Genomic DNA, 21188 nt, shown 5'->3' with positions numbered 1-21188 from the left:
CGTTATAAATAGCGGCAGGTCGACAGGAACAAATCTGTCAGCCTGCAGGCACGACGTTGCGACAGACCGGTCGCATCACACATCAACACTACTGCTCCCCGCTTCTGACCACCTGAAGCGCTTCCTTATCCAGCATGGCTTCGGCAAGCAGCTTCTTTAGTTTTGCGTTCTCTTCTTCAAGCAACTTCAGGCATTTAACCTCAGGTACATCCACACATCCATACATCTATACCGCTATACTTCTTACGTCAGGTGTAAAAAGTGGCAGCGGAAATGGTGGGCTTGCGGCAGAGTTCACGGGCGGGTATCCCGGTTTCAGCCTCGCGAAGAATACTGATGATCTGTTCGTCGGAAAAACGCTTCTTCCTAGAGGATATCTTCATGTGGCTTATGAAGGCATTACTAACATTGGGGTGTACTAACCAACGGGGAGCAGATCAGAACAAGTAGTAAATCCAAACTACACGTTTACATGTATAGATATAGCTCTTCCACCGAAGCACCTAAAAAACATTTTGAACTACTGCGAGAATTTTTAGGTTAAATAGGAGCATCTATAAATTAATAACATCTTAAATTCCTAATTAAAAATCAGGCGCTATTCCAATTCATGAAATAACGACACTAAAAATCGCAAAATGGAAGTTATCGATAAAAAAAACCAAACCATAAGTTATCTTTGTTAATCATCTTGACAGCCAATAGCACATAAGCTGTATTCTGTTTCCCTCATGAACGTCACGTTCATTTGCATATTTAAAACCATTAAGCCACAACAATCACGCCCTTGAAAATTTATATCGCAAGCAAACCAAGGAGTTAACACTAATGCCTACAAATTTGAAAAAACCACATGTAGTTGACTATTCGAAAGTTTTATTTCCATCATCCTCCGATCCAAAAGAGGTTTTTACGCTATCAAGCGTTGCTAAAAACATTAATGATGTATTACTGGCTAACAGTGGTAGTGCAAAAGCAGCCCTGGAAAGGCTATTCCAGGGAAATCCTCTTGGCGCCGCAAACGGTCTCATCGAGGCTTTCCTGTCCAAATCTAGCGCCTCTTTACCAATTGTAGGGGGATTCGTTTCAATTGGAATAGGTTTATTGTTCAATATTTTCAACAACCTAATAAAGAAGGAGGGACCACCAGAGCCTACAGTAGAGGAAGTAATCAGAGAAATTGCAGGAGGTATGATAGATCAACGGCATTACGAAACGATGCAAGGTTTAGTCAATGGAATTTTTGATACTCATCGCAGTTTTTCAAACGTGCTCAATGCATATTTATCGACAAAAAATCGACTACAGCGAGATGATCTACGCACTCAGTTAATCGCCAGCTTTACAGGATTTGTGCAGACCGTCGAAAGTTCATTGCATCTATTCCTCATCCCCGACCTCAACGAAAAACGAGTAGCTGGTTTGCCCTTCTACTGTCATTGTGCTGCATTAGCTGTTATTACATATAACGATTTATTGTCAAACTATGCGGCGTTAGAGTTGGACGAAAAATTCTATAACTTTAATTTAACAGAACTCCGGCGAGTGATAAAATCCTGGACAGAAGAAATTGACCGGCAGGTGCAAAATCGTTATTCCTACTTAATAAACAATGCTAGTTCAGACAGTGATGAAGTTTGGCCGGCCATTAACGAATTCATCAACGCTTTTTATCGAAATGGATACGCTTTTTACATCACTGCTGTGAAATCGAGTGCTGCGTTAGAAACTGGATTTACTGTGGATACACGTAATGATGTTGAATTGTATGCGCCTAGAAAAATTATTGGCATGAGCTACATGAGCGCGCATAAATGGGCCAATCAGCGCATTTTAGAACGAGTTTCAATGATGACGAAAATTTCTGGCTACAGTCATATAGATGCAATAAATCGTCTAAATGTTCAGCATATCATTGCCGATGGCACTGAAATAAACATGAATTACGAAGTATGTTATGGTGAGGTAGGGAGAGATCTTGAGCAAAGAATAAATACCCATTTTAATACCAATCCTTTTTTAGTGTCCGCGATAGATGCAGGACAAATGCCTAACAATATCTATTCAGAAACAGGAGGTTATGGTTCTCTTCATGAGTTAACTCTTCAATCCCCTAATGCAGTTTTAAAATTAGGGAAACACCGAAATCTAGGGACTCCTGTTAAAGCCACCAATTTTATGCCTGGTTATTTTTGTAGTGGATTAGTGATCCATAATCAAAATGAAAATGGGAAATCATGTAAAGAAGATTCTGGTGTATGGATTAGCTTGCCTGTAGAGATCTTTCGTCATGCTTCCGGAATCAGCTTTGCACAACAGTTCGGAGATGATGATACGATATCGTGTTTCACTTGTGAGCTTGGTTTAAACTCTGGCCTGATCGGTACTACGATAAATCCATCCAGCGGATATGCAGAGCCTAAATCAGGAAAGAATGTAATAAACACAATAAAAGGGTCCACTAACCAAATTACATTTAGAATATTTAATCATGGAAGAAAAAGGAAAGTAAAATCGATATCACCGGTAATTTTTATGGCCATCCGTGATAACATCGAACCATTTTACGAAAAAATAAGGATAACGTACAATGATATATCATCTGGCTTTATATATTTCTCAAAGATCAAAGAAGGTAGCGATGGCGAGTCACTTTTTAAAGTTAAAGGCATTCATTCATGGGAGGATAGTGAAGATAAAATATTTTATTTATCTAAACTAGATACTTTCCACCCTTACAATCTTATTATTGATGACTATCTTGATGTAAAAATATCAATTGATGGTGACTCATCATTTGCTAGCTTGAACCTTGAAGTTGTATTTGATTAAAGACCCGCTTTCAAATTAACAATTAAAAATGGGATCATTTATATTTAGATCCCATCTTTACGAATGTTACTTATATATTCAACGCCCCCCTTCCGCAGCCAGTCAACCAAATCCATATTACGTGAAAATGACAGCTTACCCATCACTTTTTGCTTATGAGTGCTTACAGTTTTGATGCTAATTTTTAAAATATCGGCAATTTCTTTTGGGGAAAAACCATTTTTTATGCAGTTCAATATTCTAGCCTCCTGGCTGGTAATGCTTTTCAAATAACAGTCGTTATGAAATTTTCTTTTAAATTCACTGGGGTCTTTGTAAAAGGATAGAATAACTCTTTTTACTTTATCAACTACTTCCTCAATTGTATCTTGTTTATAAATCACCCCACACTCATGTGAACATGATTTGTGAATGACTCTACTTCTCTTGTCAATAAGAGAAAAATAAAAAACAGGTGTGTCATCATCTTTTAAGCAATAGTGATTTAATATAGACATGTCATCGGATATCAAAACTACTTTAGGATCTTCTGCTTGTCGGACTGATTTTAACATCGCGGGCAATATCTCCTGCAAAATACTTGAGAGTCCTTGTACGTAATATTGATTAGTATCTTTTATCTCAACCATTATTTTACTCCGGTAGTGTGTGAGATCTTCTTTCTTACTTTTGCGCCCCCCCCCCCCCCCCCACACATCAAGACTGTACACTCGTATCTATTTTATATTACCCATCTTATTTTTAAAGGCATTTTTTAGACACCTTGCAAAAACATGACAAGCGATTGTAATAGGTTCACAATGCACCCATTGCGACATTATATATCGCGACAATTAAATGCGTGAGTAATAAATCTGTAGCAATAATATTTTTTGATGAGTTCAGCAAGCATATATGAATTTATTAATTATTGACTTTCGATTCAACCATTACTATAACACTTAAAATGACATACCATTGAGAGATAAAAACGCTATGCACAGCACTTTTATTCTTATTTCCACTCCAATTACATCATTTATTTTATCAAGTGGGGTTATTTTATGTTAATGCTTCTGGTTTGTATTTTTCTTTTAATTTTTTCTTTTTTTTGTTTTTTCTTGCACATAAAAAAAAGAAAAAACCTATGTACTCGAAAACTGCTATTCACAAAAAAACGCAAGTAGAAACCAGCTAATTAAGTGCGTTATACCGATAATATTGAACTCAACAGCTAGCTGTAGCCCCCCCCATTTTTTATTAGTATTCATGAAACATGTCTGTGATAAAGCCGGTTTAGCCGGCTTATCACCTTTTTTATAAAAAGGTAGTTTGTTCATGATTTAACATCGAATTTAATCGTGGGATGAACCACGAAACGAAGTTAATAGGTTGTTTAATGCGCAAGGATGCCTAGCATCCGTTGGCGAAGAAGTAAAAAATTATAGCAATCCACGATGGCAGAAAAGGAGGATGAGCAGAAGCAAAGGAACGCGGCTCCTGGATATGTGGGACAAGAGACCAATCACTCCATGGGCAAATGGTCCAGGAGAAGTTGAAACCAGTTCTCTCCCACTATATTGGGAAAGGTTTTTCGGAGATTTTGTTCTAACGGCAAGTACACCGCGATGGGTCGAGTATTACGCCAGCGATAGTAGCGTATCTCAGCAGTCAGAGACGGCTCTCGAATTCTGTCAGCCTGTTTTGCACTCAGTGCTGCTGTCAATCGTCTCTTCTCAGCCAAGAGGCTTGCATCATCTCCCACGACGACGTGACGAATCTTCCGCAGCAGACGTTTCAAGGATTGATGCTTATCCAGTTGAGCTACATTGCTGTTAGCAATACGCATAACATGCCGAGCATAAAGAGTGTGACGACTTTCCCTCAATCCTTTACGCTCAAGCCAACGGCGAAACGCCGTGACCGTATCTCTAAGTGCAGATATAGATATGCCCATCCCATCAAAGAAGGCTGGGCGGACCCAAATGCGCATGGCTTTGTGCTGTCGTGTATCAGGGTCAAATCCACGGAGGATTATGATTAGCCCCGCACGCTCCCAATCACCTAATGCCTTGAGCACAGGATCATACGTTTTTCGCTGGTCCCTCCCCTGGTGGAGTTGTCCTGTAAGACGTGCTAATTGTTCTACGCCACACATAACCTCAAATAGATATTCGCTGTCTGGGTTGTAATCACAGTAGGCTAATACAGCCATAGCCAGTGCATCAAAAGTTTCGCGACGTTCTGAACGAACGGCTAATCGTTGACCATTTTGTTGGCGCATGGCCACTATGAATCGGTTTCGATTCCAATCATGTTTTGCCAATGCGGCGCAAAATCGCCTCACAGCAACATGGCGAGGCAACGCCCCACAAAATTGTGGCCGGTGATGGCGATGAATTTTTCGTATGGTGTGGGGAATCCCAGCTGAATGTGGGGTGCTAGCTACCGTCAAATTTTCCAGTCTTATGGCGGAAATATCTATTTGCGTTGACAAAGCCTAAAATGTATACTCTAGAATAGAAATAGAGGCGTTTTTGCAAAGCCCTCTATTTAGGGGTCCCCTGATATTCTCGTCATTCCGCCAAGTTTGCGCGTTAATATCAGGGGATTTCTTTTTGTCGTAATCTTTTTCCTAACGATACTACTGCAGTCTATCGGCCTATAACTTCTTTGCCGGCGATGTCTCTATCATATAGGCATCATCAATGCGTAGGGTGTATACAACAGTAGCATTGGGCGGCACCTTCGGTGGGTAGCCCTTTTCGCCGTAGGCCAGCGCCGGCGGCACCACCATCGTCAATGACCCATGATTTTTAAGCTCTTTAATCGCCGCTTGGAAAAGCGGAGGAAAATCTTGCAATGGCTGAGACAACACTCGATCACTTGTCTCCATATCCTGTACAACAGTGCCATCCGTCAGCGCTTCCTTAACGACGACAGATACCACGGCATCCTCCGAAATAGGCGTATCCCCAGGGTAATCAATACGGAACCAGAACCCCTGTGGGGATTTTTTCACCCCAGTCTGGCGTTTAAACTCGGCAAGGTATTTGTCACCCGCCTCCTGTTGGTGTTTCATGACCGAGGTACGAGCGTTATTGAGTGCCGCATCCGCAGAAGCCTGTGCCCACGATAATGCTTCCGGCGACAACCTGATCGAGCCAGTCACCCCATCAACAATGCCTGCCAACAAGGCCTGTTTATTCACCGTAACCCCCCAGCTTCGATGCTCATCCTGCAAAGACTGGATGTCCCGTGACAGCGTTACACCGGCAGCATAGGACTGTCGGTTAATGTCATCATCCAACCGAACCACGGGCTCTTGCCCTTGATCTGATGACGGAGTTTTATGCTCTGCCCGGATCTTTACCAACTCAGCTTGGCTGACATCGAGTGCTGACTGCATTTTGTCGGCACGGGCAGTCACATGACCGAGTTCTTTACGCAGGGCAGAATCACTCTCTTTACCCTGCTGGATCAACGCCTGAGCCGCCGCCAGATCGGATTTCCAGGTGGATTGTTCTTGTTGCAGGGAAGCCAGTTGCTTTTGCAGTGCGTCACGGCGTTCATCTGCCGCCAGCAGTGCCTTGCTGGCGGCGTCGTGCTGCTGTCGATACGACGTCAATTGTTGTTGCAACGACTGATTCTGATGCGTAGCCTCGCGCAATACCTCGTTGGCGGCAACCTCCCGCGTACGAGCCCGGGCAACCAGATCCTTGGCCTGTTGTTCACTTAGCGTCATCCCGACAGCCTGGCGCAACCTCTGTACCAGGTGCTGTAATCCGGCCAGGTCGGGCACGGTCATGGGAGGTGTCACTTGTGGCTTGGCGACTTGCACCGTCTTCGCTTTCAACACCGCCGCATCGCGCTCCACGGTTAACCGCAACACCTGCAGCTCCAATGCCGCAATCTTGTCGTGCTGTTGTTGCTGGAGACGATGGTCTCTTTGGCGGTCTTCTCTCGTAGACAAAGCGGTCGTCGGAGCAGGCGATTTCTTTTTCGGCGTAGCCGACGTTGCCGCCGGCGAGGCTGGCAGTGGTGATTCGTTATATTTTTCAGCGAACTGTAGCAAACCAGGGATGCCATTGTCGTCCGGCGAGTTGGCTGCCCCTACTCCAGGCAGCACGGTCAGCAGCATCAGCCACCAGGGAGCGGGCCAACGACGGTTAGCCCTGTTGACTTCTCTTACCAGTGTGTTCATTTGGCGGGTACTTCCCGTTCACCACGCGTAGCCAGGTTGGTGAGTACAGACTGATTGATCGAGGCGCAGAGCAAATTGACCCGGAAACGGTACATGGCATCAACGGTATCTTGGGTGACACCATCAACCCGCCCACGAACGGTGGCATATTGCGCCGCACCGCTCATCAAGCGGTCAAACTCAGCACGCTGTTTGTCGTACTGTTCCCGGTTAACGGTTTTTTGCGCTTCGAGCTCGGCGCTGCAGCGCTGTAGACGTTCAGCCTCAGTAGTTATATCAGTAGTTGATGTTGTCAGATCACGGTTGGATTGTTTGTTTGTGGACGAGGTACTACATCCAACACATAGATAGGTGACGGTTAGCACGATCAAAGTTCTTCGAACCCAATTTTTGGCCATGTACAATATTTCTCCCATTCATCTTTTATGTTTGCTTTCCGTCACTTCATAGGTCAAGAATTGACAATTAAGATGAGAACGATATTCGAATCTCAACTACAGAAACAGAGGGCTAGGCTCATGCCATTTACGGCTTGCCGTTTTAAACTCCCGTACAAAATCAAAAACAGTAGTGCCCCACGAGCTTGGGTTCTAGAACCATTCAACCTGTACTACAGCATTCCCCCTATACGCCCCTCCGGGAGTTCCATTGGAGACCGTTAGAACAGCTCCTACGGTAAAATTGGTATTCGAGTTCCCGACAGCTTGGAGCGTCGCGCCTGGGAGCCCCACCAGACCATTGATAGTCATATCCGCGAACAATTGTCCAGGGACCAGGTCAATTCGTGATTGGGTTAAACCCACGGAGCCGACAGTAACCCGGACAGGTGCACTATCAGTGCATCGAACAGATCCGGTGACAGCATTTTGGAGTTGCCCCGCACCGGACGGCACGGTCCCGAACGGGATTTCAGGGCCGACGGAAACAGTGCAGCTATTTGGCGTAGCCAACTTGTCGATGGGGAAGCAGCTGCCAAGGTTGTTATAACGGCCACCGCCCACAGCGTTGAACAAACAGACCTGGGTGACGATAGGGTTGGTTCGAGCTAGGTATATCATATCGGGGCTCGTGAATACTGTCTTGGGGTTCGAATTGTTATAGAAGGTGGTCCACGAAATAGTAGTAGGATTAGCACCGCTGAAGTGAGCACTGAATACCTGCCAGGCAGGGGCGCCGCCCGAAAGAACTATGTTACCGGATCGGTCAGCGGGCGCGGGGTAGACAAGGAAGGCTCGACCAGGAGGCACATAACTCATGCCGTTGTACTGGACGTCAGGCCCACCAGGCGTGATTGTTAATGATCTGGCATTTAAGTCGTACACGAGTCCACCAAAGGCAGGGGGGACGGAGGCCAATAGGGAAGAGATGAAGATTATTGATTTCAATTTGTTGATACTCCCAATAAAGGTCGTCATGGCAATAACATTGACTCAGGCACGACCTGTATCAAACGCTCTGCCCATAATATCCACCGTGTCTCATACGTCCGCACCCTTGCCATGGCCGCTTGTTCAGATAGCCCCCTGGAAACGGCTTGATCATAAAGCCGCGCGCGTCGGTCACGATGTTTCTCTAATGCCCTGGCCGAGACGGTGGCCCCCGCAGGGGTAAACCACAGGCCTAGCCAGTCAAATCCTTTCTCAACCCGGCCCTACTGAGTCTTACCCGGATGGCGGTTCAAAACCGCCCCGTGCACAGAAGGTGTTAAGAACACGTATACATTTCCGCAGTCGCCAGCGCGTCGGCGCCAATACCAGAAAGTCGTCCATGTTCCGGGCATAAAACACCTCCTCTTGCGAAGCAAAATACGCATCCACATGATGGACCAGACTGGCTCCAATCAGGGGACTCAGTGTCCCCCCGGCAAATGCCGCTGGTCGGGGGGGGGGGGATAAATTCCCCACCATGCTCCACGCTGTAATGCAGGTACTGCCGAATGAGTTGCTGTAGAACCGGGCTGCTAACGTACCTTTCTATCTGACTCATCACCTGCACCTTGCGGATATACCGGTAATAATCCCGCATATCGGTCCGCAGGACGTTGACCGCGAGGAGCGGCCCACGACTGCTACCCTGTCTTTAGAGGTGGTAGCACAACCGGTGCCGGGTAATGACGCAACCCATTTCAGCACCAACACATCCCGGGTACTCCACTGTGCCTGGGACTGGCTGCCTCGCCCAACGACCCGCATCGGTAACAGCCGACCTTCCTCTGTCGGCCGGTGATGGCGCAGATGCCAGATATCCGCGTTGAGTGGGGCCTAGCGGCGCTGTCGACATACCCACTGATACGCCTGCTGCCAGAGTTCCGCCGCCAATCCACTCAAGGGGTATCAATGCCAAGGCGATATTCAGTCATAGTCCAGTTGGAACGTCGTCGTTGCCGCGAACGCGCCCCGCGTGATGCTCTGGTTGGCCAACGCTCCCGGTTCCCCTTGCAGATACGCACTGACCGTAATGACGTTGGTCCCGTTATTCAGGGGCACCTTGTCACCCACGACGTTCAACGGTAAAAACCGCCCCCCCGGTGTCTCCAGTCCCACAGCCACCCCGGCTGCCGTACTGCCCGCATCAAAAGCAAGTAACCCTGGCAACGCTGCGCTCTCAGTCCCGGTAAAGGTCGCGGTGACATTACTCGCGACCGTCGTATCACAGTTCACCAGGTGTATATTCACCGCTCTCCCCTGCGTGCGCTGGTGAAGGTAAAAATAACGGTCCGGGGTCATTCCCAACGAAATGTCTTGGTTCTCGTCACCGGTCTGGATATCACACGCCTCAAATACCAGCGCCCCATGCAGCCGCATGTTGTCTGCCGCCCCAGCGGTAGAGGTCAGGAGCATTCCGCCCAGCAACACCGACACCCAACGGCACTTTCCTCGTCCTGACATCATCGTCTCCTATTGATAATCCGCCAGCAGCGTCGCTGTCGCTTCAAATGCCCCGTCTGTCAACATCACCGCAGGATCTTTTACCGGCACCGCCTCCAGTATTGGCAGTGCCCCTGCATTAATAGGCAAGCGGGTGTTCATAGTGAACGGTATGCCATTGTGCAGCAGCCGGATCCCCAAACCATTCTTGTCCGTTTGCACCGCAGCCGAATCAAACGCTGTTTCCGTGCCATTGAACGATAATCCCAGAGACCACGCAGGCGCCCCCGGTGCACAAGTGATGGTGTAGGCTACTCCCTGTTTGTAGTTCACCCCGTTCACCTGGCCAATACCCACCTTGCTGCCAAAATCAACATCAATCAGGTTACCGTTGTTGATCTCACAAGGTGGAGGCTCCTGTAATGTTCCAGAGAAATGAACATCAACTGCCAGCGCTGAACAGCTACAAACAGCGAGAACCATCATCATCGGTATAGAAATACGCGACATCACCACCACCTCATCATTCACTGCCAGTCCAGCAACACGGTTGACGCAGCCGAAAAGACTCCGCTGGTCAATGTAGAACCCGGATTTTTCACGAGCACGGCTTCAATTGCCGGAAATGTCGGGTAGGTAAAGTTCAGCCAGGCATTCACATCCACTGGATTAGCCGTACCGGTACCGCTGTACAGCTTTATTCCCAGATCGGTTTTGTCGGTATTGAGTACCGAGGCATCAAACGGCGCTCCCGTGCCTACAAATTGTAATCGCATCGTGTTCAAGGGGGGGGCAGTACACACGATATTCAGTGGCACGGCCATTCGGTAGTTAACCCCGTCAACCCGTGTTGTTAATACCGTAGAGCCAAAGTTGACATCCACATCGGTTCCCCCATTGATGGTACAGGGAGGCGGATCAATCAACGTACCACGAAAATTGACATCCACTGCGTGCGCCCCCAAGCTCAATAGCATCCCAGTCAGCGCTACACTACTCATCACACTCATTCTTAACATGGATATTCTCCCGCTCATTGATATTCAACCAACAACGTGGCTGCCCCCGTAAAGGCCCCCCCGGTCAGGGTAGAACCAGCCTGTTTTACCGGTACAGCACTGATGACCGGCATGTTTGGATAGGAGAAGTTCAACCAACTTTTTGGGGGTACTTGAGTACCACTTGCATCCATCAGCCGAATCCCAAGCAATGGATTACTGGTCCCTAATACGCTGGCATCAAACCCGGCCCCCATGCCATCGAACTGCAACTTCAAGGCATTGTTGGGCAGTCCGGTACACACCAAGTTATACGGCACCGGGCGGCGATAGTTATTGCCATCAACCTGGGTGGTGATCACATCATTACCAAAATCCACTGTCACATCGTTACCGTTGTTGAAGATACAGGGCAGCGCAGCTACCACCGTCACAGTAATCGCTACGTTCTGCTGGGCTGTCCCCGCCACCACGCTGCCGCTCGACAGACTCAGCAACAGAGGTAAGAACGGAAGTACTCGACGAGATTTTTTTCTCGTTAGATTCATTGTCCGTTCCTCAGTCATAACTCAGCCGAAAGTCGACATTCGCCCAGTAAGAACCCGGTTGCAATGGTGCTTGAGTACGTACCGGTGACACATAGTAGGTCAGGATATCCTGACCTGGGGTTACCAGGACCGGAATGTCTCGGCTGCCCAATCGCACCGGACGCATATGGCTATCACTCAACAATATTCCCATCCCTGAGACACCGTTCGCCCGGATCAGTCTCGGGTCATGAGTGTCCTGCGGCGCGAGGAATGACATCGTGATGGCGGGCTGACTCGAGCTCCAGCGCATATTGCCAGAGTTATTATCAAGGCTACTGGAGGACAGACGTAAACAGTCTTTCAGCTTCAAGTGCACAGCCACCGGCGTACCCTGATCCCCCACATTCTGCAGGCGACCAGTTCCCGTATCTCCCAGTGACACCGCCTGATAGGCCGAGGTCATGTCCAACCGACAGGCACTTTCCGTCAAGGCACCATGCACATGCAGTACCCCATAATTACCATCAATCACATCGGTATCGGCGGCTAGCGTAGTAAATGGCAGTAGCAATACCCCCGCCAGTACCGACAATGGCCAGACGGGGCCCACCATTCTGGTCTGATGGTTTTCGGGTGATACCTGTTTGTTCTTGTGCATCATGTCTCTTCTCCTGGCTCAGTCCCAGCATATTCATCCAATGCAGGAGCAGGGTTTATTTAGCATTTTTATCCGGCACAACCTGACACACCGAACCGCTGCAGTTGAATGTCAATGTTGGGCGTCCACCGTAATCATTCACATAAGTCAATACTGGTGTGCTCCCCAAAGCAGTTGCGCTCACCTTCAGCTCTGCCTGGTCTTTCGGCGGGATCATCAGCGGTTCAAACCCTTTAACGCCCTCACTCCCCTTCTTACTACCGGCGTCCACCAGGGTCACAAAATACGGTGTTGGGTTGGTCACCATGTAACGATCCCCCTGGCGCGTCAGGGTCAGTTTCTCCTGCCACGGGGTATTCATATCTGTCCGGGTCGGGACAATACCGGCCGGCCGGTAAAACAGCTTGATACGTGTCTGCAACGCAATCTGCAGTGTGTTTGGTTTGTCGCTCTTCGGCGGAATTTCACGCAGATTGAAGTAGTACAACGTCTCTCTATCTTGCGCCAACAGGTTAGCGGCCGCCGGCTGTACCTGAATTTTCACCTGACTCTTCTCGCCAGGCTCAACGCGTTGTACCGGTGGCAGAACAACCAGTGGAGATGTCACCTTGTTACCCTGAGCGTCTTCAATCCAGGCCTGAGCCAGATACGGCAGCTCCTTATTCTGGTTGCTGACGTTCAGGCTTACCGCCTTATCCGTCCCGTTCACTATCACGCGAGTCCTGTCCAGGGCGATCGCCGCCCAGGATGGACTCGCCAGCACACAGGCTAATCCGGCCACCATGGTGGTCATTACGGTATTCAATTTCATTGCGCGTCACTCATCCATTATCGGGTTGATTTTGCCAGGCTCGAGGCAGGCAGACTGCCAGTGCCAGCGGACACTTTAGGAGATGTCTCCACTACCGTCACACACGGCAGCAGCAGGTTTGCCAATGCACCGCCCGGCAACGGATCAGGCAGACGGATCTGACATTGTTCGGCACCGTTCCAGCTTACCGTCATGGTTTCTCCCGGTCGGATACCGCTGAGGTACACGTTCCCTTCATCACTCACCAAGCCGGTGACCTGTTTTTTCATGTTCAGTACCGACGCGCCAAACGGTGGTGTCGACCCATCCGCCAGACGCAACACTGCCATCGCCTTGGCCCCGGAGATAACATCAAACTTGCGATAACCAATAGCCCCTTCAGTCAGCGTTGCCTGTACCACCGAGCGTGTTGCTTCCGCGTTATCGCCCAGCGACTCCAAATCAACGCTGGCAGTATTGCGGTAATAACTGTTGACATCGGTCACCACCGCTTTACCAAAGGCATTTGAGTTCATCACGGTACCGTACCCACGTACCGGCACATCAGCCACACCGTCCGTATCCAGCAACAGTCGTGTTCCGCCCATCGTGCCGGTACGGTGCAGCGCCCCGCCTTTCGCCGTCACCGTTGCCCCCCCCTGCAGGGCCATACCCACCGATGAGTATTTGCCTTCACGATAGCTGGCATTTGCATTGACTTGCGCCATATCGCCTAGGTGCGTGTAAAAACCACTGACATCGCCTCCGCCATTTGTTGCCCCTGCAGTGATCTGGTACGAGTCCCGGTCATTGAGTCGATCGTAGTAACCGGCACTCTGGCGGTTGTCTCCTTTCGCAAAGGAGCTGCTGTAACTGAGTGACGCACTGTTGCCCCACGGCATCGACAAGGACAGATATACCCCATCATCGTTGGTGTTGTTGTACTGGTTCCGGTACGCCGTCATAGACACGCTCACATTCTTGAACGAACCGAAGTCAAACGCTTTCGCCAGCTGCAGGTTGTATCGATCGTTAGCCGGTTTATCCCAGTAGGTCTGATGGTAATAATTCAGATACGCCCCAAGTCCGATAGAAGTAAACTGCTGGTTGAACGAGACGGTATACATTTCCTTATTGCTACCGACATCACTGTTGCCGCGGCGAGCATTCAGGTACTCCCCCATCGTCATGTAGTCGCGTTCGGAGAAACGATAGCCGGCAAAGGTGACCTGGCTGTCGAACTCTTCAAAGCGTTTGGAGTAATTGAGCCGGTAGGACCCCCCGGTACGCACATCTTCACCAGGCAATTGAGCTCGCGATTGGGTAACGTCAAAGGAGAGGGCCCCCAACGCAAGTAAATCACGGCCAACCCCAAGCGACAGGGCGTTATAATCTCCCCCCACAATTCCGCCACCATACAGAGACCAGCCATTGCTAATCCCCCAAGATGCTTCACCGCTCGTGAAAAACTGTCCGTCAGTTTGATGACCTATGTTGGTAGGTTTGCCGCTGGCCAGCTTATAACGTATCTGCCCTGGTCTCGTAAGGTAAGGGATGCTTGCCGTGTCTACTCGGAACGTTTGAACCGTTCCATCCTGCTCTTCTACACGTACATCCAGCATCCCCGACACTGCACTACTCAAATCTTGAATACGGAAAGGCCCTGCAGCTACCTGGGTTTCATACAGGACACGTCCTTGCTGACTGATAGTCACTCGGGCATTCGTCTTTGCCATCCCACTGACTTCCGGGGCATATCCCCGCAGGTTAGGTGGCAACATATTGTCATCAGTAACCAGGCTAATGCCGGTATAACGGAAACTGTCATAAATATCCGAATTGAGGAAATCCTCACCGACTGTCACTTTAGCTTTAAGGCGAGAAATAGCGCGATATGCGTAGTAACGACTCCAGTCCCAATTTCTTGCAGTGGGCTCACCACTTCCCGTCTGATGATCCAAACGACCTTGCCAGTCCGCCCGCAGGCGCCATGCCCCCAGGTTAGCTCCGGCCGTGCCGTTGCCACTCACGTTGTAACCCTGAGTTCCCGACGTTTGCTGCCGATGACTCTGTGCATTCACATTGTAATCAAGCAATACCCCTGGGATCCCCTCATCCCAACGCGACGGCGGATCCCAATCTGGACTGCTATATTCCAAATAAGCTTGAGGTATACTGATGTTCAGTGTGGAAGTAGCGAGATCGCCATGTACTCCAATTCCATCTAAACTATTGGTATCCAAACAAGCTCCCTTATCCATCCATACCAATTTGTCAGCCACTCCAGGCTTGAGACCAAATAAGGAAACGATGGAAGGGGTCAGGCAGGCAACGCTGCTTTTGGGGTCATCAGGAAGCGCTCTGAACGTGACCTCGACTTCAGACAGGGATTGCCGATTCAGCAAAAGCTGCAGGGAATACGTACCCGGCATAATATATCCACGCTGGGCAAATTGGCTCAGATCGATATTGGCGCGATCTTTAACATCCAAGATGTCAGTATTGAACTGAATGTCTTGGCCAAGTGCAGAGGAGATAGCGATTGCCATCAACGAAACACTCAGACCAACCCCCCGAAAGGCTGGAATAACGTAGCCAGAAAAATGCGATGCCATGACCGAGGCCCTTTAGTAATAATTCAACTTGAACCGCACGGTGGACTGATATGCACCGGCACGCAGGACCTCATGGTTACCCACAACATCCAGAAAGTAATTCAACCCCATACTTCCCGGCACGATATTGCCGGGGGGCATCCTGTCACCGGGCCTAGCCACGTTGCCTCGACTGTCGGTAATGCGCAAAGCAACCCCTCGACTCTCACCATTAACCGCAAACATGCCTTGGTCTGCAGGACCATCAAAAGTGACTTGAAAATAATGCCACTCGGGTGCAGCAGGCGTGGGGGCTGATAACTGACAATCCACAAGTTGAATGGTAAAAGGGCGTGTATTTCCGCGTCCCTCACGGACGAGCTGCCCTATGGGCACGACCCCCATATCAATTGTTTGCTCCTGACTGCCCACATCAATGGCACAAGCCGTCTCAACGATGGCTCCTTCCATAGCGATTGTCCCCCACCCCATTGATGGTGCAGCCATCGCGCCAAACGCGAACACCGAACCAACAATCAATATGGAAGGAACCATCACAACCCGTGCCAATTGAACCACATTCATGCAAACTCTCCCGTCATCATCATGATTGTTGGAAAAAGCCTGCGGCATGACACAGCAGGCTATGAGCGATAAAACGGAGAACTTACACGTAATCCAGCATGAAGGTCGCCACACTGCTGAAAGTACCTTCAACAGGAGGGACAGTGGCATCACCGCTACCAACCAAGTAAGCAGAGAAGTCCAGTGTGTTATTGCCGTTAACGAGATTTTGTGGTTGGGTTGCAACACCTAAGTCAACTGGGGCAGTGCCGTTAACGATGGCAATGCTTGCGCCACTCGCGGTGCCATTCAGACCCAGCTTGGTTGCATCATAAGCGGATGGAGCACCGGTAAAGGTTACGCTCACGGTTTTCATCGTGGTGACATCACAGTCTTGCAGTTCGATGGTAAATGGAACTGCGGTAGAAAAGCCGGTGTTGCCATTTTGAGAAAGACGGGTTTTTGATACCTGGCCCAAATCTTTAGTTTGATTGTCGGATCCTGGCGCAATAGAACATGGTGCATCGATGATAGAACCGTTGAAGGTCACAGTGCCACCGCCACCCGGTGCAGCGTGCGCCGCAGAAAGGGCCCCAAAAGACAACACAGCAGCAAGCATGATTTTATTCAGTTTCATCAGAAAGAATTCCTCTTCGACACTACATAGTTAATGAGTTAATGAAAAATAAATACACGCATTACTTTTTGCACTCTAACAACCAGTTCAAACCTAACTCCCTTATCAAGGACAAGCCTCCAGATATAGAGGTCATATAAATTATTGAACCGATAAATCTCACAAGTGGTGCATCAAGCAGCAATCCCAAAAAGGCGATCAGAAGTGCAATAGGAATAATCGTATTTATTAAGCACTCACACTTTTGTGAGCGAAGTCATTCTTACAAATAGCATTGCATCTTGAAAAGACATTTTCACATTTTCAGCGATATTTGAAATAATCACACACACCAAGTAACAATAAAAACCGTTCGCGAGACTTTAGATCGCAATGTTGAGTTGTGCGAAATTTAACTCTGAATTGAGTGGAGACACCAATATTTACGATCGCAAATTTCATTATGACGATACAATTATGTGAAGGCATGGGGCTCTGAACAAATGCATGGTTTTTATTTTTGTCATAAAAATCAAATAACTAAACAAAAAACAAGCACTGAGGAGTAGAGTAATGCAACAAAACTTCGGTACCCTCGTAAGCAACAGGGTTACATCCACTCCACAAACACGCCCAGGCATGGCCGTCACAGACGAATTGCCTGAGACATCAACCACTCAACACACTGATCTAGAAATGAACAATTCGAACAAAAAAAAACCAGAAAAAAGAAAGGACCGGTTAGCATCTCTGCAACTCAACTTATTAGAAAATCTTGAGTTTTTTTGGCGGAGTGAAAAAAATGCGGTTCCTCAGGAACACTGGCCAAGCACTCGACAATTGGCAGAAAGATGCGACCTAGGTATCTATCAAACTAGACATTTATTGCTAAAACTAGTGGAGGATGAGTATGTTCAGTTAGCCCCAAAAAGAGTTAAGAATACCCTTCGCTGGAACCTCAGTGAAAGCTATAAAAATGCTCTGTTACTTAGAGACGATGAGAAGAAAAAGGAACCATAAAACATCATTAGCGTAAGTGGTGACTTGAGAATGTTCATGGCCGTCGCCCATTTTAATGTTATTGGTCCGGATAAGTAGCACTTGCTACCGCCTGAAGTAGTATGAAATACAGCGTCGATAATAACGACAGCTTCGTCAGTCTACTGCTCATGTTTGTCTGTATGTAGTATCAGAACCGTAGATTTATGCTACTGTTGCTGTACGGTAAGACTATTTTATATTTTTCTGGCTTAAGTTGAGTAGAGTCCACTACAACGAAGTTGCATCATGGCAATAGGTATAACACTACCGTGTGTCCCCTCATGGTTACTGGCCCTGTTGTCACATTAATATCGTATCGGACGGCACGGATGCCGCTGCCAGGTATCTCCTTAAGAGTACACTGCTTATGCAGGGCTAGTTCCATAAACTTGTACAATAGCGCAGAAGTCAGGTAAGTATGCACAAAAAGGGGAACTCCTGAATTGCCCCTACCAAGCAGAATTCATGCCGTGGATTGGTTTCAAAATCGGCGCAGATTTCGAGTAATATTGGTTCGCAATAAAAATCTGACCGGCCCACGACTCAATGATAAAGAACTCGCATTTATCCTGCCCAGCTCACAATAATTTAACATTTTTCGTCCAATCAATAATCTAGATAGGAGAGCATTATGAAAAATAACCAGCTCATTCACCCCTCGCGTCGCACAATCCTGAAACAAACTCTTGCCATTTCTGTCCTTTCGACCGCAGGAATAGCAGCCTTGTCTGCGCCCTCCATCTCTTTTGCGGCATCACTAAGCAAAGAGGAACGTGATGGTATGACGCCGGATGATGTGATTAAGCATTTTAAGCAAGGTAACCTGCGCTTCCGGGAAAATAGACCAGCTAAACATGATTATCTGGAGCAGAAACGTAGCAGCGCAGCAGGTCAGTATCCGGCTGCGGTGATCCTTAGTTGCATTGACTCACGTGCGCCTGTGGAAATTGTACTGGATACTGGGATCGGCGAAACATTTAATTCCCGTGTTGCAGGGAATATAAGTAACCGAGATATTCTGGGTAGCATGGAGTTTGCCTGTGCAGTTGCTGGAGCGAAAGTGGTGCTAGTGATGGGACATACCCGTTGTGGTGCCATTCGTGGTGCTATTGATAATGTTGAATTGGGTAATCTGACGGGTTTACTGGATGAAATTAAACCTGCGATTGAAAGAACAGCGTATAGTGGGGAGCGTAAGAGTAGCAATTATGATTTTGTTGATGCAGTCGCCCGAAAAAATGTCGAGTTGACCATCGAAAATATCCGCAAAAACAGCCCTGTACTGAAACAGCTGGAAGAGCAGAAGAAAATCAAGATTGTTGGCAGCATGTACAGCCTTGATGACGGAAAGATTAACTTTTTCGAAATATAAGGGGTTATTGGTCATTTCTGTAATAATACACGCCAAGAGCTTTTCAAGCTGACGGAACTCACCTATAGTCCATCAGTATTACGATCACCACACGCAGCAACACAAACTCCAGAGAATCTGCCAGGAGTAGATGTTACTGCGTTACCGCAGCCATATTCCGGAGCGGCATTTTAAAATGGTTCGGTATTACGGTTTTTTTGACCAACCGTAAGCGGGGTACGCTGCTGCCGAAGGTTTACGATGCGCAGGAAAATACGGCACGGGAGAAACCAAAGCGGCCCAGGTTCGCGGTACTGATGAAAGGCCTCCTCGGTACCGAGCCTTACCAATGCATCCTATGCAAAGGTCGGTTGCGTTTTACCGGCGCCGTGGCGGGTGAGCACGCCACCAAACTGGACTGACCCCACCCCGGTAGACGATTCTGCCCTATAGTTTGAGCATAGGGGGAGCATATGGGCACACCACGATTTACACCTGAATTTAAGGAAGAAGCCGTCCGTCAGATAACGGAACGCGGTTATTCCGTTGCCGAAGTATCCGACCGTCTGGGCGTTTCTGCGCACAGCCTCTACAAGTGGCTACGGGCTATCAAGCCTGATAACAGCGAACAGCATGCCCGGGATATCCTGAAAAAGGCCGCGCGGTACTTTGCAAGGGAGCCCGACTGAAGTACCGCTTTATCAATGAACACCGCACTGTATGGGGTGTGATGACGATGTGTCGGGTACTGAATGTCGCCCGGGCCAGGTTCTATGCGTGGCTGCACAACCCGGTCTCGGCGCGTGATAAAGATAACCAGCGTCTGCTGATGCTTATCCGCGACTCCTATTCACTGAGCGGAGGTGTATACGGTTACAGACGGGTTCATGGCGATCTGAACTAAATCGGGGAAACCTGCGGTAAAAACCGGGTGGGCCGCATCATGCAGCTGAACCGGATTAAAGCTGTACGCGGCTATAAAGCGCCACGTCGTATCGCCGGCAGACCTTCAGTGGCCGCTCCTAATCGCGTGCAGCGGCAGTTTACCGTTGTCCGGGCCAATCAGGTCTGGGTCACCGATATTACTTATATCCGCACCTGGCAGGGATGGTTGTATCTGGCGGTGGTTATCGATCTCTTCGCCCGTAACGTGGTCGGCTAGTCGATGAAGCCCACTCTCTCACGCGAACTGGCGCTGGATGCACTGATGATGGCGCTCTGGCGGCGTAAACCGGACAGCGAGGTCATCGTGCACTCAGACCAGGGCAGCCAGTACGGCAGCGACGACTGGCAGCGCTTCTGCCGGGCCAATAACCTGGTCCCGAGCATGAGCCGGCGTGGCAACTGCTGGGATAATGCAGTGGCCGAATCGTTCTTCAGTTCACTGAAAAAAGAGCGGATCAGAAAACGCATCTATAAAACCCGGGCTCTGGCCCGGGCCGATATCTTCGATTACATTGAAGTGTTCTACAACCGGGCCCGGCGCCACAGTCATCTCGGCGGGGTCAGTCCGGAGGCCTTTGAACAGGCCTCGTCGTGAGGACAGGATAGGGGTCAGTTTGGATATCGAAACTTATTGTACGTTAAGGCTGTTTTTTGACCTTTCTACTTTAGCGGGCCTCAGCCGACGAAACTTACCGGAAGCCGGTATCCGGTTGCTTTTCCATATATAATCGCCTGTCAGATTGATGTGTTCCCAGCCTAACGGCGATAAATGCGACAGCAGCTGCTCGTTAATCTTCAGCCCTTTACGCTTCAGGACATCGACCGCCCTTTCCATATAGACGGTATTCCACAGCGAGATAGCTGCCGTCAGCAGCGTCAGTCCGCTGGCGCGATAGCTCTGATTTTCCGGTTTACGATCCCTGCTTTCACCCAGCCGGTGCAGGAATACCGCACGCGCCAGCGCGTTACGGACTTCTCCTTTATTCAGTCCCGCCTGGACCCGCCGACGAAGTGCCGGACCGCGGAACCAGTCGAGCATAAACAGTGTCCGCTCAATACGACCAATCTCTCTCAGTGCTTTGGCAAGTCCATTCTGTTTGGGGTTGCTGGCCAGTTTTTTTAGCATCAGGGGTTGTAAACCGGAAGCCACCAAATTTTTTTCACTATTATTAAAAATATCCGTTTGTAAAAATTGAGATATTCAAAAAATTAAAATTCG

The 21188-nt window shown here is 48.7% G+C and carries 17 protein-coding genes and 3 pseudogenes; 5 read left to right on the top strand and 15 right to left on the bottom strand.

The window, feature by feature from the left end; translation table 11 throughout:
• Nucleotides 1-8: 8 nt before the first annotated feature.
• A pseudogene (locus V8N38_RS25690) lies at nt 9-383 on the bottom strand (transposase); the annotation flags it as partial.
• A gap of 445 nt (nt 384-828) precedes the next feature.
• On the opposite strand from V8N38_RS25690, the gene V8N38_RS25685 reads away from it, so the two are divergent.
• Entirely contained in the window at nt 829-2832 is a 2004-nt protein-coding gene (locus V8N38_RS25685; protein WP_129993727.1) for a hypothetical protein, read from the top strand.
• Nucleotides 2833-2876: 44 nt separating this feature from the next.
• Here the strand turns inward: V8N38_RS25685 and V8N38_RS25680 are convergent, their stop codons facing one another.
• From V8N38_RS25680 to V8N38_RS25620, 13 genes are all read right to left on the bottom strand, one after another.
• Nucleotides 2877-3461 carry a helix-turn-helix transcriptional regulator gene (locus V8N38_RS25680; RefSeq protein WP_149506543.1) on the bottom strand — a complete coding sequence of 195 codons (585 nt, stop codon included), beginning with the start codon at nt 3459-3461 and terminating at the stop codon, nt 2877-2879.
• An 875-nt stretch (nt 3462-4336) separates the two neighbouring features.
• Nucleotides 4337-5095 (bottom strand): hypothetical protein, encoded by a 759-nt coding sequence (locus V8N38_RS25675; protein ID WP_244951345.1) that lies wholly within the window; start codon nt 5093-5095, stop codon nt 4337-4339.
• 378 nt (nt 5096-5473) lie between these two features.
• On the bottom strand, nt 5474-7015 hold the full coding sequence (locus V8N38_RS25670; RefSeq protein ID WP_129993729.1) for an FKBP-type peptidyl-prolyl cis-trans isomerase N-terminal domain-containing protein: 1542 nt from the start codon (nt 7013-7015) through the stop codon (nt 5474-5476).
• Nucleotides 7012-7413, bottom strand: a complete 402-nt coding sequence (locus tag V8N38_RS25665) for a hypothetical protein (protein ID WP_129993730.1) — start codon at nt 7411-7413, stop codon at nt 7012-7014. The genes V8N38_RS25670 and V8N38_RS25665 overlap by 4 nt, the downstream gene beginning before the upstream one ends.
• 1953 nt (nt 7414-9366) lie before the next feature.
• Nucleotides 9367-9876: a fimbrial protein gene (locus V8N38_RS25660; protein WP_241993385.1), complete on the bottom strand. Its 510-nt coding sequence runs from the start codon at nt 9874-9876 to the stop codon at nt 9367-9369.
• Nucleotides 9877-9912: 36 nt separating this feature from the next.
• Nucleotides 9913-10413, bottom strand: coding sequence for a fimbrial protein (locus V8N38_RS25655; protein WP_241993386.1), 501 nt, complete (start codon nt 10411-10413; stop codon nt 9913-9915).
• Nucleotides 10410-10901 (bottom strand): fimbrial protein, encoded by a 492-nt coding sequence (locus V8N38_RS25650; RefSeq protein WP_241993387.1) that lies wholly within the window; start codon nt 10899-10901, stop codon nt 10410-10412. Before V8N38_RS25650 ends, V8N38_RS25655 begins: the two co-directional genes overlap by 4 nt.
• A 14-nt stretch (nt 10902-10915) precedes the next feature.
• Nucleotides 10916-11428, bottom strand: coding sequence for a fimbrial protein (locus tag V8N38_RS25645; protein WP_129993733.1), 513 nt, complete (start codon nt 11426-11428; stop codon nt 10916-10918).
• Between the two features lie 10 nt (nt 11429-11438).
• On the bottom strand, nt 11439-12071 hold the full coding sequence (locus tag V8N38_RS25640) for a fimbrial protein (RefSeq protein WP_241993388.1): 633 nt from the start codon (nt 12069-12071) through the stop codon (nt 11439-11441).
• Between the two features lie 52 nt (nt 12072-12123).
• Nucleotides 12124-12879, bottom strand: a complete 756-nt coding sequence (locus V8N38_RS25635) for a fimbria/pilus periplasmic chaperone (protein WP_129993734.1) — start codon at nt 12877-12879, stop codon at nt 12124-12126.
• Nucleotides 12880-12896: 17 nt separating this feature from the next.
• On the bottom strand, nt 12897-15473 hold the full coding sequence (locus V8N38_RS25630) for an outer membrane usher protein (RefSeq protein ID WP_129993735.1): 2577 nt from the start codon (nt 15471-15473) through the stop codon (nt 12897-12899).
• A 12-nt stretch (nt 15474-15485) separates the two neighbouring features.
• The gene (locus V8N38_RS25625) at nt 15486-16037 is read right to left on the bottom strand and encodes a fimbrial protein (protein WP_241993389.1); all 552 of its coding nucleotides are present in this window, start codon (nt 16035-16037) and stop codon (nt 15486-15488) included.
• Between the two features lie 82 nt (nt 16038-16119).
• On the bottom strand, nt 16120-16653 hold the full coding sequence (locus tag V8N38_RS25620; RefSeq protein ID WP_129993736.1) for a fimbrial protein: 534 nt from the start codon (nt 16651-16653) through the stop codon (nt 16120-16122).
• Nucleotides 16654-17205: 552 nt separating this feature from the next.
• Between V8N38_RS25620 and V8N38_RS25615 the strand changes: the two genes are divergently transcribed.
• The 4 genes and pseudogenes from V8N38_RS25615 (at nt 17206) to V8N38_RS25605 (ending at nt 20564) form a co-directional block, all read left to right on the top strand.
• Nucleotides 17206-17652, top strand: a complete 447-nt coding sequence (locus tag V8N38_RS25615) for a hypothetical protein (RefSeq protein WP_129993737.1) — start codon at nt 17206-17208, stop codon at nt 17650-17652.
• A gap of 652 nt (nt 17653-18304) precedes the next feature.
• Nucleotides 18305-19045, top strand: coding sequence for a carbonic anhydrase (locus V8N38_RS25610; protein WP_129993738.1), 741 nt, complete (start codon nt 18305-18307; stop codon nt 19043-19045).
• A 130-nt stretch (nt 19046-19175) separates the two neighbouring features.
• On the top strand, nt 19176-19256 hold the full coding sequence (locus tag V8N38_RS26105) for a transposase (protein ID WP_241993397.1): 81 nt from the start codon (nt 19176-19178) through the stop codon (nt 19254-19256).
• A gap of 241 nt (nt 19257-19497) precedes the next feature.
• Nucleotides 19498-20564 (top strand): annotated as a pseudogene (locus V8N38_RS25605) (IS3 family transposase).
• A gap of 43 nt (nt 20565-20607) precedes the next feature.
• On the opposite strand, the pseudogene V8N38_RS25600 reads toward V8N38_RS25605, so the two are convergent.
• Nucleotides 20608-21098, bottom strand: a pseudogene (locus V8N38_RS25600) (Tn3 family transposase); the annotation flags it as partial.
• Nucleotides 21099-21188: the final 90 nt, after the last annotated feature.

It is taken from the genome of Serratia nevei, from assembly GCF_037948395.1.
GTDB lineage: Bacteria > Pseudomonadota > Gammaproteobacteria > Enterobacterales > Enterobacteriaceae > Serratia > Serratia nevei.
This window is presented reverse-complemented; position numbering and strand designations above follow the sequence as displayed.